At 52.9% G+C, this 14,111-nt stretch carries 12 protein-coding genes; all 12 read left to right on the top strand.

Annotation, left to right across the window (positions count from 1 at the left end; genetic code table 11):
- Positions 1-159 precede the first annotated feature (159 nt).
- The 12 genes from LA756_RS21630 (at position 160) to fliW (ending at position 14,078) form a co-directional block, all read left to right on the top strand.
- Positions 160-1,119, top strand: a complete 960-nt coding sequence (locus tag LA756_RS21630) for a DUF502 domain-containing protein (RefSeq protein WP_224436804.1) — start codon at positions 160-162, stop codon at positions 1,117-1,119.
- Between the two features lie 269 nt (positions 1,120-1,388).
- Complete coding sequence (hemC, locus tag LA756_RS21625) at positions 1,389-2,327, top strand: hydroxymethylbilane synthase (RefSeq protein WP_224436803.1); 939 nt, start codon at positions 1,389-1,391, stop codon at positions 2,325-2,327.
- A gap of 238 nt (positions 2,328-2,565) precedes the next feature.
- Positions 2,566-3,333 (top strand): flagellar hook-basal body protein, encoded by a 768-nt coding sequence (locus tag LA756_RS21620; RefSeq protein ID WP_224436802.1) that lies wholly within the window; start codon positions 2,566-2,568, stop codon positions 3,331-3,333.
- A gap of 49 nt (positions 3,334-3,382) precedes the next feature.
- The gene (gene flgG, locus LA756_RS21615) at positions 3,383-4,183 is read left to right on the top strand and encodes a flagellar basal-body rod protein FlgG (RefSeq protein ID WP_224436801.1); all 801 of its coding nucleotides are present in this window, start codon (positions 3,383-3,385) and stop codon (positions 4,181-4,183) included.
- Between the two features lie 17 nt (positions 4,184-4,200).
- Entirely contained in the window at positions 4,201-5,097 is an 897-nt protein-coding gene (gene flgA / locus LA756_RS21610) for a flagellar basal body P-ring formation chaperone FlgA (RefSeq protein ID WP_224436800.1), read from the top strand.
- Positions 5,094-5,795: a flagellar basal body L-ring protein FlgH gene (locus tag LA756_RS21605; protein ID WP_224436799.1), complete on the top strand. Its 702-nt coding sequence runs from the start codon at positions 5,094-5,096 to the stop codon at positions 5,793-5,795. Before flgA ends, LA756_RS21605 begins: the two co-directional genes overlap by 4 nt.
- A 36-nt stretch (positions 5,796-5,831) precedes the next feature.
- Positions 5,832-6,965 carry a flagellar basal body P-ring protein FlgI gene (locus tag LA756_RS21600; RefSeq protein ID WP_224436798.1) on the top strand — a complete coding sequence of 378 codons (1,134 nt, stop codon included), beginning with the start codon at positions 5,832-5,834 and terminating at the stop codon, positions 6,963-6,965.
- Positions 6,966-6,985: 20 nt separating this feature from the next.
- Positions 6,986-7,411: a rod-binding protein gene (locus LA756_RS21595; protein WP_224436797.1), complete on the top strand. Its 426-nt coding sequence runs from the start codon at positions 6,986-6,988 to the stop codon at positions 7,409-7,411.
- A 77-nt stretch (positions 7,412-7,488) separates the two neighbouring features.
- Positions 7,489-7,971, top strand: a complete 483-nt coding sequence (flgN, locus tag LA756_RS21590) for a flagellar export chaperone FlgN (RefSeq protein ID WP_224436796.1) — start codon at positions 7,489-7,491, stop codon at positions 7,969-7,971.
- A 38-nt stretch (positions 7,972-8,009) separates the two neighbouring features.
- Positions 8,010-9,710 carry a flagellar hook-associated protein FlgK gene (flgK, locus tag LA756_RS21585; protein ID WP_224436795.1) on the top strand — a complete coding sequence of 567 codons (1,701 nt, stop codon included), beginning with the start codon at positions 8,010-8,012 and terminating at the stop codon, positions 9,708-9,710.
- Between the two features lie 69 nt (positions 9,711-9,779).
- On the top strand, positions 9,780-13,520 hold the full coding sequence (flgL, locus tag LA756_RS21580) for a flagellar hook-associated protein FlgL (RefSeq protein WP_224436794.1): 3,741 nt from the start codon (positions 9,780-9,782) through the stop codon (positions 13,518-13,520).
- A 117-nt stretch (positions 13,521-13,637) separates the two neighbouring features.
- Positions 13,638-14,078 carry a flagellar assembly protein FliW gene (gene fliW / locus LA756_RS21575; RefSeq protein ID WP_224436793.1) on the top strand — a complete coding sequence of 147 codons (441 nt, stop codon included), beginning with the start codon at positions 13,638-13,640 and terminating at the stop codon, positions 14,076-14,078.
- Positions 14,079-14,111 lie beyond the last annotated feature (33 nt).

The following is a 14,111-nucleotide window of genomic DNA, read 5'->3' as shown; positions in this document are numbered from 1 at the left end:
TTCTCCGCGTAGAAAGTATCGAAGCAAGAGGGAGGGGCACCGACGCTTTTCAGGCAAAGCGGAAAAGTAGGACGCTAAAGATTAGCCCCCAACATGGATGGCCTTCCCTCGACTTGATGACCGTCAATCCAGATCCGAGCCGATAAGGTATCCCTTTTTATGGCCAACGAATTATCGAAGACCGACCAAAAACCGGTCAGCGGATTCTATATGTTCCGTCGAGCAGTCCTCCGCGGATTGGCCATCGCCGCACCTCCACTGCTCACGATTGTGATCTTCATCTGGATCTTCTCAACGATTCAGAACTACATCCTTTCCCCGATCGAATCGACCGCTCGCACGACGATTGCCTGGGCAATTGAAGATGTCCATCGCGATTTTCCCAACGTTGCTCCTGAAGCCACCAGTGCGGTCCACGATTCCGAAATCTACCGAAAAACGGCCAACGGACAGTGGGTGCCCGGCAAAATCTATGAATACGTCTATAACCACCTGGGCGATCAGCCGATGCCGGCTTCCGGGTATGGAATTTACGAGCAATACGTTCAACAGCGATGGCTGCAGCGAAAGTTCACGATCCCGTTGCTTCTAAGCATCTGTGTTCTTGCTTTGTATTTCACCGGAAAATTTCTTGCAGGCGGGCTGGGCCGTATGCTTTGGAATGCATCCGAACGGCAGATCATGCAACGTCTGCCGATCATCAGAAATGTTTACGGTTCGGTGAAACAGGTCACCGACTTTTTGTTAAATGAACAGGAAATTCAGTTTACCCGTGTCGTTGCCGTGGAATATCCACGTAAAGACATGTGGTCACTAGGTTTTGTGACAAGCGAAAGCCTGTTGGATATTAAAGACAAAGCTGGCGAACCGGTATTAACGATCTTGATTCCAACGTCACCGATGCCAGCCACGGGATTTACGATTAATGCTAAAAAGAGCGAAACGATCGAACTGAATCTAACACTGGATCAGGCGTTTCAGTTCATCGTCAGTTGTGGTGTGGTGGTCCCTCCCCAGCAGCAGACTCAGGCTTCCCCCGTTGCTGGTCAAATCCAAGCTCACCTCAAGGAAAAAGAGGATCCATCATCTCAGAGCGAGCCCCGCAAAGGAAATGCCTAGATGGCAGGGTGTTTTTGATGGATCGAATCATCAGTTTTGTCCATTTCTGCCATCCTCGACTTACCCCAACTCCCCCAGCACTCTTTTGTTTTGTATGCTAAGGACTTGTTCAGATGATTAGCCAAGCTAATGAGATTTTGGCGCAACGCCAAAAGTACGTAGCAAACTTCTGAACTCACCAACGAACGTCCTCATCATCTGAACTTGGTTTCTCGTTCGGATGACCTCCATCTCATCCCGCCTTCGATTCATGGAACGAAAACGCACGTATGAATGGTGAGCCTCTCCGCATCGGTACGCGCAGCAGTCCTTTAGCCCTTTGGCAGGCCAACTTCGTCGCTGAAGAGTTGAAACGCAGCGGTCAGCCTGTCGAGATCGTCCATGTTTCGACCACCGGCGATGTCACATCCGGGCCTTTGGGAGAAATTGGTGGCCAAGGTCTCTTCACCAAAGAGATTCAAGCGGCGCTGTTCGACAATCGCGTCGATGTAGCCGTTCACAGCTTGAAGGACCTTCCGACCGAACCAACCCCCGGTCTGGCACTCGCAGCGATTCCTTCTCGCGAAGCATGTGGCGACGTGCTGGTTTCCAAAGCAGGCTACCATGTCGACACGCTCCCCCAAGGAGCGATCATCGGCACCGGCAGCGTTCGTCGTCGCGCTCAACTGCTTCATGCTCGGCCCGATCTCGAGATTCGCGACATCCGTGGCAACGTCGAGACACGTTTGCGAAAGATGGACGATGGCGAATACGAAGCGATTGTCCTCGCCGAAGCTGGTCTTCGCCGTTTGGAATTAGCCGAACGAATCGTTCATGTGATCGACAAGCGTGTCATGCTTCCTGCTGTCGGCCAAGGAGCGCTCGGTATCGAAGTTCGCGAGAACGACCATCGTGCCAAAGCGGCCGTTGGAGTTCTTCATCATCCCGATAGCTATCACTGCGTCCAAGCTGAACGCGTGCTGCTAGCAGAACTTCGCGGTGGTTGCTTGGCCCCTGTCGGTGCTTGGGCTCGCTTGGAGCTGGAACGAGACCTACTGCATTTGGACGGCATCGTGATTAGCGGCGATGGTGTTCAGAAGATCTCGGCGTACGCGTGTGGTCCTCCATCGAAGGCCGCCGAAATTGGTCGTCAGGTCGCATCACAGCTTCTCATTCAAGGTGCACAGCGAATCATTAGCTACGCACGATCGACCGGCGGACGCGGCTAAACGGTAAACGCTTCCGCAATCTTTGCCGACCGAGCCCGGCAGCTTTTTCCGATTGCCGGGCTCACGGAAAATTCTGCCGCCATGCTGGCGGACTTTGCTATCAGTCACTCATCTTGAGTCTGTTACTTGACTTAGCGTCGTTCCCGCTATTTTCTTCTCGCGTGATGAGTCTTTGGCACACCGCTTGCCTTAGGAAAGAGCGTGTCCGGGGGGGCATGTTTAAGTCTGAAGATTCATCATGGTCTACGGCCTGTACATTTCGGCAGAGGGTGCCCAAGCCCAATCGCGTCGCCTTGAGGTGATTGCGAATAACTTGGCCAACGTCGACACGCCAGGCTTCAAGAACGAATTTGCGATCCTCGAAGCTCGTGATTCAGAAGCCATCAACCAACACTACGATTCACCCGGCTCCGGAACGATCAACAACATCGGCGGCGGGGTAATGGTTCGCGATACGCAAACCAACTTCAAGCCAGGGCCAATCACCCCAACTGGCAACCGTGACGACATCGCCATCCGCGGCGAAGGCTACTTTCAAGTCCAGCATGGCGACCAGGTGTTGCTGACTCGCGGTGGCAACTTTGTTTTCTCGCCTGAAGGCCAGCTAACGACGCAAGAAGGTTATCCGGTACTTGCCATTGATGGCACTCCGGTTCAAGTCGATCCAGAAGCCAAAGCGGTTCACACCGGCTCGTACTACAACGAACGCGGCGAAGTCATGATCGGCGGCGAACTGATCCCGCTGGCCATTGCGAAGCCTGAGTCGAATGCCGACTTGGTGAAATTCGGCAAGAACCTGTTTCGCTCGCTTGGTCCCGTCCAGCAGATTCCGGAAGAACAGCGACTCGCGGCTCCCGGCATGTTGGAACGATCCGCAGCCAATCCGATCACCGAAATGATGTCGATGATCGAAACGACGCGAGCCTACGAATCCAACATCAACATGATCAAATCGCAGGACGAAGCACTGGGCAACTTGCTCGGTCGCGTCCTACGACAAAGCTAAACTCCCCCGCACAACACACGCGATTCCAAGGCGAACAAGGAAGTAAGCCATGAGCGTTCAAACCTTATACACCGCAGCCACCGGCATGCAGTCGATGCAGACGAAGCTCGACGTCATCGCCAATAACCTGGCCAACGTTAACACGTCGGGCTTCAAGCGAGATCGAGCCAACTTCGAGGACTTGTTCTACAACCACGAAGTGCTGCCAGGCAATCCAGACTCGACCGGTAACCTGACTCCAACTGGCACGGACATCGGTCTTGGTGTGCGAGTCTCCAGCGTTCAGACTGACTTCGAGCAAGGAGCGTTCACCAGCACCGACCGCCCCTTGGATATGCTCATCGAGGGTGAAGGGTTCTTCCAAGTCCTCGATCCAAACGGGGAAATCTATTACACGCGAGCCGGTAACTTCTCGGTCAACGCCAATGGACAAGTCGTGACTGGTTCGGCTGGTATCGGCCGCCCACTGGAACCTGCGATCATTATTCCGCAGGACGCAACCGCAGTGGAAGTCAGCCCTGACGGAATCGTTTCGGTACAACAGCCAGGCTCGAGCACGTTGAATGAAGTCGGTCAAATTCAATTGGCCACGTTCATCAACCCGGAAGGCCTGCTGAAGCTAGGTGAAAACCTCTTCGCGGAAACGGGAGCTTCCAGTGCTCCGATTACCGGCAATCCCCAAACCAACGGACTTGGCCAGGTTCGCAAAGGCATGCTCGAAGCCTCGAACGTCGAACCGGTTCAAGAGCTGATTGACTTGATCACCACGCAGCGATCGTTCGAGTTGAATTCGCAAACGATCCAAGCCGGTGATCAAATCTTGCAACTTATCTCGAACCTGCGTCGATAGGATTTTGACTTAGAACCATGACTTTCGTTCATGCAACTCGATTCACATTCAGCCTACTGATGGTCGCCGTCTTCGCATCACTTGCAACGGCCCAGACGGAACGCGTCGCCCTGAAGGCGTCGACATCGATCAGCAGTTCCATCGTACTGCTAGGTGACGTCGCATCGATCGAGGTAAGTAACGTAGCACTTCGTGAAGAACTGGCCAGCATGGAACTGATGCCAGCTCCGAGTGCGGATCAAACCACTTACCTGACGATCAATGACGTTCGTTCAATCCTTGCTGCTCGTGGCATTTCGAGCGAAATCATCGAAGTGACTGGCTCGAGCCGAGTCCGGATGCAAGCCGCGGCTGAAGGCAACGTTGCCCCAACCAATTCCACTGCCAAACGTCTTCCACGACGTACATTCGGCGGTCGCCAAGTGATTGACCAACCTCAAGAAGTCATCACGGTAGCCCATGTCGTTCGCAATGTTCGCCGCGGCGAAGTCATTCAAGCGAGCGACGTCGAAATGCGAGAGCTTACCGTGATTCGTCGCGATGATGCTTATCCAACTTCGATTCATAACGTGATCGGCAAGCAAGTCACTCGTGGTATCGCCGCCGATCGCCCAATTGCTTCGGAAGATATTCGCCAGCCAGTGATCGTTCGACGCAACGAAGTGGTCACTGTGTTTGCACACGCCGGTAACGTCGTCGTTCGCCGAGAAATGATGGCCCTGAATGATGCCGGCCTGCAGGAACTTGTCGAAGTTCAACCCATCCAACCAAAACATTACGGCCGTGCTCGCGAAGTGGAACGCTTCCAAGCCCAAGTTTCCGGCCCAGGCGAAGCAATCGTTCTAGGTGGCCATATCAATGTTCCCACCGCGAAGCCCCTTATGCCTCTGCCGAAAACGGAGATCAATCGATGAAATCAATTTTCTTCATCATGGCGTCGCTGTTTGTTGCCATCTTGAGCAATGCCGCTTTGGCTCAACAAGGCGGACCGATTTCAAGTCTCAGCCAACGAAACTTGCCAGAAGGCGAAATCGCTCAGCGAATGCCTTACAACCCAACGACCAAAGAACTGAGTTGGATGTACCGCGAGTTGCCTCCGCCACGCCAGGTACAAGTTCATGATCTGATTCACATTCGTGTCGATGAACGTGCACAAGCTTTCTCGGATGGTGAAATCGATCGAAAGAAAAGCGGTCAGTATGCAGCGGTTCTCACTGATTGGCTGCGACTGGATGGCATCGACTCGATTAAGCCTTCGGTCCAAGCTGACGGTAATCAAACCGTGGCCGGCACGCTCAATCAGCGTCTGAAATCGGAAGCGGAGATGGAAACCTCCGAAGGTCTCAAGTTCACCATCGCCGCCGAAGTGCAAGAGATCTTGCCGAACGGAACGCTCAAGCTGGAAGCCCGCAAAACTATCACCGTCAACGACGAGATCTGGATTTATCATCTGCGAGGCGTCTGTCGCACCGAAGACATCAACCCGAACAATACGGTTCTTAGCGAACACCTCGCCGACTTGACCATCACCAAAGAAGACCAAGGTTCCGTTCGCGACGCTTATCGCCGCGGGTGGTTGCTTCGACTGTGGGACAAAGTCCACTGGTTCTAAATCACTCGGCGAACCTCCGTACAAAGCATAATGATCATGAATAAAACGATTCGACAACTTGCCTGCCTGACAACGTTCGCCATCTTGGCAACGCTTGCCTCCTGGGCTGAAGCTCAAGTCTCGCGAACGCAATACAGTTCGATCGATTCGCAACGTTTCCAGATCAATCGCCCGCTCTCCGACTTCGTCCGCGTGAAAGGCCAGGAAGGCAACTATCTGCAAGGGGTTGGTCTGGTCGTTGGCTTGAAAGGGACCGGCGACACCGATTTGACACCGACCCATCGAGCCCTGTCTTTGATGCTGAAGCACATGGGCAACAACGCCGGCAGCGGTCCTGAAGGGGAATACCTGGCCGAAGAGCTGAAGAACATTAAGAACATGGCCCTCGTGCTCGTTCGAGCCAACATTCCGGCCGAGGGTGCCGAAGAAGGTGATTTCATTGACTGCGAAGTCAGCTCGCTCGGAGCCAAGAGCTTAAAGGGCGGCACGCTGGCCATTTCAACCCTGCAAGGTCCTAACCCTCACGACAAGACGGTGTGGGCTTTGGCAAGCGGTCCTGTCGAGATCGCCAACCCCGAGATCCCTACGCGTGGCTATGCCAAGAAGGGCTGCCGTATCGAACAGACGATCCGCAATCCGTTTGTTACCGCAGACGGAAAGATTTTCCTGGTCATCAACGAAGGCCATAAAGATTGGCGAATGGCTCAGGAAATCGTCTTCGGTGTCAATAACCTGGAGCAAAACATCAGCCGTGGCACCAGTGGCCAGATCGCTCGGGCACTCGATCAAAAGACCATCGAAGTCACCATTCCACCGCAATACAAAGAAGAGCCTGTCTTCTTCGTCTCTATCCTGATGGAGACGCCGATTGTCGACAGCCTGCTGAACAACAAAGTCGTAATCAACAAGCAGCAAGGGCTGATTGTAATTGGCAGCGACGTCGAGATTGGCCCGGTAGTGATCAATCATAACGGCATCAAAGTCGAGACAGCCAATCCTGAAGCATCCAAGTTTGTAACCGTTGACACGCAAAAGCAGTACGCGACCCGATTGAAGGACCTGGAAGATGCACTGACTACGCTGAAAGTGCCAGCCACCGACATTATCGACATTGTTGAAGCACTGCATCACCAAGGCAAAGTTTACGGCGAACTGATCTACGTCAACTAAGTCAACGAAAAGTACTTCCCATGAACGTTAGCTCCTTAACATCGACTTCCGCCGCTGCTGCTCCAGAAGGACAGTTGCGTGAGAAGTTCGACCAGTTCGTCGGCGAATCGATGTTCGGTCAGATGCTCAAGAGCATGCGACAGTCGCTCGGCAAGCCAGCCTACCTTCATGGTGGCCGAGCCGAAGAAGTTTTCCAGTCGCAGTTAGATCAGTTGCTCGTCGAGAAGATCTCGGATGCCAGTGCCGAGCAGATCGCGGAACCGATGTACGAACTGTTTACTGCCAACATGGGCAATCGCCACAACGCTTCGGAACTTTCCACATTCGTCAGCGAAGAAGATGCCCAAGCGGCAATCGGCCAGCTAGACGACGCCGTCCAACGAAATCAGGTTCAAGACAACCACGCCGATTCGGCTGCCGTTTCGCAGCTGGATGTTTCGTTCTAAATCAAAATACTTCCCACGCCTTTCCAGTGGTTTTTGTAGCTATGACTTCCCCAATTCCTTCCACCGCAGAAGTTTCGATGCCTCTCGATCTCGAGAACGAGACCGCGACGTTTCTGCAGGAACTGTCCGACGTTCAAGCCGATTTGCTAACCGTCTTGCAGCGAAAGCGAGAGCAAATGGTCGCCAACGACTTGGAGGCCATGCAGCAAACGATGAACAGCGAACAAGAGCTACTGGATCGTCTTGATCAACTGCGTGACTCGCGGCAATCGCTACTCGCCGATGCAAGAGGCAAAGGATTGCCGGCCGACAGTTTGCACTCCTTGGCGAAAGCCCTGGATAGCAATGCTGGCGAGCTATCAAAGAAAGCACATACGGCTAAAGATGCAATGCGGCATATTCAAAACGAAACGCTCACAAACTTCGTGCTAGCCCAACAAACCGTGTTACATCTTTCGCAATTGCTACAAATCATTGCGACTGGCGGAAAGATTAAACCGACATATGAAGCGGAGAATGCCTCGAATCAGGGTGGGACCCTGGTAGATCAGGATGCTTAGGTCGTGCTAACGCGGCTCGCCTAACGAGGTAAACAAGGATGTCTCTCTTTAGCTCTCTACAACAAGCGAACAATGCCCTGAATGCGGCCCAAGTTGGGTTGCAAGTCACCGGCAATAATATCGCGAACGTCAACACGCCCGATTACCTTCGGCAGCGTGTGATTTATACGCCTGCGCCGACTCAGGCCGTGGGCAACTTGCGTCTAGGGCTTGGCGTTCAAGTCGAGGCGATCGTTCAACAGGTCGACCACTTCCTGGAAGAACGCCTCCGTGGTTCGCGTAGCGATCTGGCCAAAGGTGAAGCCGAAGAAAACACGTTCACGCAGCTTGACGCACTGATTGGCGAACTTAGCGACACCGACCTCAGTACGTCGCTCAACAACTTCTTCGGGTCTATCAACGACATTCTAAATCAACCGGAAGACCTGGGCGTTCGTAATCTGACGATCCTGCGTGGCGAAACACTCGCTGCGGATATCAAGCGTCTCTACGAGCGTGTGCAACAAGTTCAAATCGACACAAACGACCGGATCCGCGATGCCGCAGGTGACATAAATGGCTTGCTAACGGACATCGCCGATTTGAATGAGAAGATCACCGAGATGGAAGGGGGCGTAACCAAAAGCGACGCCGTAGGCCTTCGCGATCAACGCCAGCGGAAATTAACAGAGCTTTCCGAGCTGATCGGTATTCGTGCCGTCGAACAGGAAAATGGTGCCGTCTCGGTCTTCGCTGGGGGCGAGTACCTGGTAACGGATGGCATTGCCCGACAAGTTTACGCCGACGAAGTTCCCAGCGATGGCATCAACTTCGTGGAAATCAAGATCGCCGATTTTGAGTCTCCTATTCAATCAGACACTGGCAAACTAGCTGGTCTCGTTAACTCGCGGGATCATATCCTTGGCGACTTTCTAACGCAGCTGGACGATTTCGCAAAGTCGTTCGCGTTTGAATTCAACAAGGTTTTTAGCAGCGGGCAGGGTCTAACCGGTTATGAATCGGTTGAAGCGGAACACTTTGTCAGTGCGGATCAACTGACAGATGCCCTTGACCAAGTTGGACTGCCGTTCACTCCTGAAAATGGATCGTTCCAAGTAAAGATGTTAAATCGACAGACGGGCGTATCGGAAACGCACGACATCTTTATCGAACTGAACGGTACCAACGAAGACACGTCGCTTGAAGACTTGAGAGCTTCGCTCGATGCAATCGATGGACTATCGGCGACGATCACCCTGGAAGGTCAACTTCAGATCGAAGCCGATGAACCGAACGTCGAATTTGCGTTCGCCGATGATACCAGCGGCGTATTGGCAGCACTTGGGGTAGGCACATTCTTCACAGGTTCGTCGGCGCTTGATATGGGCGTGAACGAGATGGTGAGCAAAGATCCTTCCAAATTCGCCGCTAGTAAATCAGGGATTGGCAAGGACACCGAAAACGCGTTGGCTTTGGCCTCGTTCTCGGACCGAGCTCTCGATTCTTTCGGCGGGACTTCGGTCGCGACGTTTTATAAAGATCTCGTGGGTGGAGTCGCGCAAACTTCCGCGGTCACCAAGGGAATCACCGAAGGCTTTCGCGTGTTTAAAGACACGTTAGAAGGCCAAAAACTAGGCGTCAGTGGCGTGAACCTCGATGAGGAGGCAGTACGCATGATTACCTATCAAAGACAATTTCAAGCCTCGTCACGAATGATTGCCACACTCGACGAGCTATTAGAAATTTTGGTCAACCTGTAAGGAAGGCCTTTTGTCGCGAGTCCTTAATAGGAAGCGAAAGTTCCACCTCGCGACAACGGAATACAATCCATGACACGAATCATCCCGGTACCAGCAGGTCGAACAAGCGACTACTTACTGTCGCAGCGTTTGACCAATCAGATGTCGTCCGACCAGCTCGACTTGTTGCGTCTGCAAACGCAATTGAGCACCGGTCGTCGTGTCCTTTCGTTAAGTGATGACGCGCCGGCCGCAATTCGTGGCGTGACTCTTCAGTCGCTGCTGGAACAGAAATCACAGATCCAAACGAACCTGATTACCAGTCAATCGTATCTTTCAGCCACCGATGTAGCGTTGGCAAACGTCCAGACGACTTTAAATGACGTCAAAGGTTTGGCCGTTCGTTTAGCGGATACAACATTTTCCGACACAGAACTTGCCGCCGCCGGAGAACAAGTTGAACGAGCCATCCAACAATTGCTGGACTTATCGAACCAGCAGTTCCGTGGCCGATATCTATTCTCAGGATCGAACACCACAACAACACCGTTTCAGTCACTTGAAAATGGTTTAATCCAATACCAAGGCAACACGACCGGACTGCAAAGTTTCGCCGATATCGACTTGCTGTTCGACACGACCGTCAATGGGCATGACGCGTTTGGAGCGATCAGTCAACAAGTTCAAGGGTTGAGTGACTTAAATCCGATCGTTAGTGGCTCGACAAAGCTGGCCGACCTCAGGGGAGGGAAGGGGATCCAGAAAGGAAGCTTCCAGATTTCGGACGGACTTTCCCCGCCGGTAACGATTGACATCACCAAAGCGAACACGCTTGCTGATGTCGCGAAATTAATTGAAGCGAACCCACCGGCAGGTCGTACCGTCACCGCGAGAATTAGCGATAACGGTTTGATCGTCGACATTGACGACGCCGGTGGTGGCAATCTAACGATTCGCGAAGTGGGTGGAAGCCGAGTTGCTGCTCAGCTTGGGATTCTGAAAACAGAAGGCAATCTGACCAATCCTATCGTCGGTGCCGATCTCAATCCGCGAGTGACGTTAACGACGAAAGTTGAGAACCTTCTTGGAACGAAGTCCAAAACGATTCTGGAGTACCCCGGCTCGAACAACGACATCCTGATCAAAGCAAATGCAAATGGCGAGTCGCTCAACGGGACCAAGATTCAACTTGTCGACGACAACTTATTGAAGGCCGGCACGGGGATCGCTCGTGGCAATGAAATTGTCACCAAAGGCGAAGACCTCTTGCGTCCTCAAGTGACGCTCAATCTTGACGGAGCGGATAACGATCTTCTGCTCACAGCCAACTCCACCGACGGCAGTCTCGATGGTGCTCAAATCGTTTTCGATGCATCGAGCGACATCGGAGACACCGCCGTTATTGGTCCCACGACTCTCGTTGATGGCGTTCCGACGATCACCGTTCAAATTGACGACAGTGATGAGACGTCGCTCCAGTCGTTAATGAATGCATTCGCGACAGATGGTCGCTTCGCTGTCGGCAAAGCGACTTCCACCGGCGAAGGGTTCAATCCAACTTCGGCCGTCACGACAGCGAACGACGGGCAAATATCGACGGCTTATGTCACCACCCAAGCTGTCAAAGCTCGTGCTTCGTTGCCATTGGTTGGTGGCGGCAACGACTTAACACTGATTGCCAATCAGGCTGGTGATCTGTTCAACGATGTCGAGATCGTCATCGACGCCTCGAGTGATCTCGGCGACGCGGCGACGGCAACGTATACCGACGATGGCACAACACGCCGTCTGACCATACAAATTGACGACACGAACGAAACGACTGTTCAGTCGATTATGAATGCCATCGCCGCAGATGGCACGTTTTCGGTGACAAGCGATAATGGCAACGGCGAAGCATTCAACTTGACCGCTTCAGTCAACATCGCCAGTGCAGGAACCATCGGCAACACAGGCAACACGGGCGGGGAAGTCGACACCTATTTCGTGCAAGTTGCCAGCGGAACAACGACTGCGAACGATCTGATTCGTGCCCTCAATAATAACGCGAAGTTTTCAAGCGAGTTTACTGCCGAGATCGATCCGAAAGACACTACCGCTGACTTTCTGACTGCCAGTGGAACGGTCAGCACCAGTGTCATCGGCGAAACGACAGGCGGGTCAGGAACAACGTTCGACAAGAACTCTGGCATTCAAATTCAAAACGGCGACGAAATCACGACTCTTACGTTCGAAGATGTCGAGACCGTTGAAGACCTGCTGAATGTCTTCAACGGTAGTGGAGCGGGGCTCGTTGCTGAAATCAACGCCAATGGCAATGGTATCAATGTTCGCTCCAACGTCAGCGGTGGCAATTTCTCAATCGGAGAAAACGGCGGCGAAACGGCCACTCAGTTAGGTTTACGAAGCTTCACGTCTGGAACGTTGCTTTCCGATTTGAATTTTGGCAAAGGGGTCAACGGTACCGACGGAACCGATCTGACCATTACCCGAAACGACGGTGTCGAACTAGAAATCGATTTGGCGAGCGCTAAGACCATTGGTGACGTGCTGAATCAGATTAACAATCATCCCAAGAACCTCGACAGTCCCAATAATGTGACGGCCCGACTTGCCGAGTTCGGCAATGGAATCGAACTGATCGACGACAATCCGCCTGGCTTCGGCCGTCTCACTGTTTCTCAGGGAGTGTTGAGCCAGGCAGGAACCGATCTGGGGCTTATCCCGGCTGGGCAGACCGAGGCGACCGTATCTGATTCACCAGATGCTCAACCAGCGACTGCAGTCGTCAAGTTTACCGCCCCAGACGATGTCAATAACGCTTTTAAGCTAACCGCAAATCATCCAGGCACCAGTTACAACAACGTCCAGATTGAAATAGTCAACAATGCCGCCAATGGCAATGAGGCCTTGGTTTCGTATGACGCGGCCACGCAGAAGCTAACGATCGATGTCGATCCGACGCTGACCTCCGCGAACACGGTAATCGCCGCCATCAAAGCGGAAGGAACATTCAATGCCGAGTTGCATTCCAGCGACGATGTAACGAACGCCGGCACCGGGCTCATTACGCAAACCGGCGTCATGGCATCGACCAACGGTGGAACCCCGGTCGCAGACTCGGCCGCCGCAACTGCCGATATTTCGTTTGCCTCACCGAATCACTTGAACTCCGCGTTCTCAGTGGTTGCGAAATATCCTGGAACACGCATGAACGACGTTCAAGTTGTGTTCGAGGATTCGCTTTCAGGTGGTGTTCCCAGTGCGGCTTTTAATCCGGCCACCAAAACACTGACAGTTCAGATTGAAGCCGGCGTTACCACTGCCAATCAGGTGATCGCTGCTATCGACCAGCAAGGCGATTTCGACGCCAAGCTCAATTTCACAAACGACCTGACGAATTCCGGAACGGGGATTATTCATGCGGCAGGAACCGTTGGCACAACCGCCGGAGGTTCCGCGGAAGTTCTCCAAGGTCGAAACACGAACCCACTCGAAACCAAAGGCATCTTCAACTCGCTGCTTCGTTTGAAAGACGCCATCGACACGAAAAACGTCCAAGAGGTTTCCCGTATCGCAGGACTGATCGAAGAAGACATCCAGCGGCTTAGTTTTACTCGAGGCGAACTGGGTGCCCGGGATCAACATGTTGACGTTCTCAAAGCACGCGGCGAAGACGAAATCTTGGAACTAAAGACCAATCTTTCGTTGGAAATCGATGTCGATATCGTACAGGCCATCACCGAGATGACCGCTAAACAGGCATCATTTCAAGCGTCGCTTCAAACGGCCGGCCAGCTGTACCAGTTGACGTTGTTAGACTTTATTTAGTCTGACTTTGACGATTGTGTGGATTCCTCCGAATGAAGAACCGATAAAGAGAATAGGGCGTTTTCTTCGCGTCCGTAACTAGTTCGTCGCCAAGACCTTGCAAGGACGCCAGGGGCCATGGAAGTTCAAACTACCCGATTCGGTAAGCTCGACATTCGCCAAGATGAAATCATCACCTTCGCAGGTGGCTTGATTGGATTCGATACGCACACTAAGTGGGCGATTTTGGCAGATGAATCCAACGAATCGGTCGGCTGGCTTCAGTCGATGGAAGACCCTGGCTTAGCGTTTGCGGTCGTCAGTCCGCGACGATACATCCCTTCCTATAAGGTCCGAATCAGCCCAGAACAGGCCAATTCGCTGAAGATCGACGCCGGTATGGAAACTTTCGTCCTGGTGATCGTTAGCCGCGAATCGAGCCTGGTGACCGTAAATCTGCGGGCTCCGCTCTTAATCAATCTTTCTTTGCAGGTAGGCCGTCAGGTCATAACGACCGACGAACAGCCGCTGCGGCATGTCATTGCGACTGAAACAATCCCACTTCGTCGCAGTGCTTGAACATCCGGACTTGCCGTCAGAACAGTATCCGTG

The organism is Bremerella sp. TYQ1, from assembly GCF_020150455.1.
Classification (GTDB): Bacteria; Planctomycetota; Planctomycetia; order Pirellulales; family Pirellulaceae; genus Bremerella; species Bremerella volcania_A.
The sequence above is the reverse complement of the archived record's forward strand: the minus strand, read 5'-3'. Positions and strand labels throughout refer to the sequence as shown.

Coding starts and splice junctions, on each gene's coding strand:
- LA756_RS21630 (WP_224436804.1), top strand. CDS start 160: ATGGCCAACGAATTATCGAAGACCGACCAAAAACCGGTCAGCGGATTC.
- hemC (WP_224436803.1), top strand. CDS start 1,389: ATGAATGGTGAGCCTCTCCGCATCGGTACGCGCAGCAGTCCTTTAGCC.
- LA756_RS21620 (WP_224436802.1), top strand. CDS start 2,566: ATGGTCTACGGCCTGTACATTTCGGCAGAGGGTGCCCAAGCCCAATCG.
- flgG (WP_224436801.1), top strand. CDS start 3,383: ATGAGCGTTCAAACCTTATACACCGCAGCCACCGGCATGCAGTCGATG.
- flgA (WP_224436800.1), top strand. CDS start 4,201: ATGACTTTCGTTCATGCAACTCGATTCACATTCAGCCTACTGATGGTC.
- LA756_RS21605 (WP_224436799.1), top strand. CDS start 5,094: ATGAAATCAATTTTCTTCATCATGGCGTCGCTGTTTGTTGCCATCTTG.
- LA756_RS21600 (WP_224436798.1), top strand. CDS start 5,832: ATGAATAAAACGATTCGACAACTTGCCTGCCTGACAACGTTCGCCATC.
- LA756_RS21595 (WP_224436797.1), top strand. CDS start 6,986: ATGAACGTTAGCTCCTTAACATCGACTTCCGCCGCTGCTGCTCCAGAA.
- flgN (WP_224436796.1), top strand. CDS start 7,489: ATGCCTCTCGATCTCGAGAACGAGACCGCGACGTTTCTGCAGGAACTG.
- flgK (WP_224436795.1), top strand. CDS start 8,010: ATGTCTCTCTTTAGCTCTCTACAACAAGCGAACAATGCCCTGAATGCG.
- flgL (WP_224436794.1), top strand. CDS start 9,780: ATGACACGAATCATCCCGGTACCAGCAGGTCGAACAAGCGACTACTTA.
- fliW (WP_224436793.1), top strand. CDS start 13,638: ATGGAAGTTCAAACTACCCGATTCGGTAAGCTCGACATTCGCCAAGAT.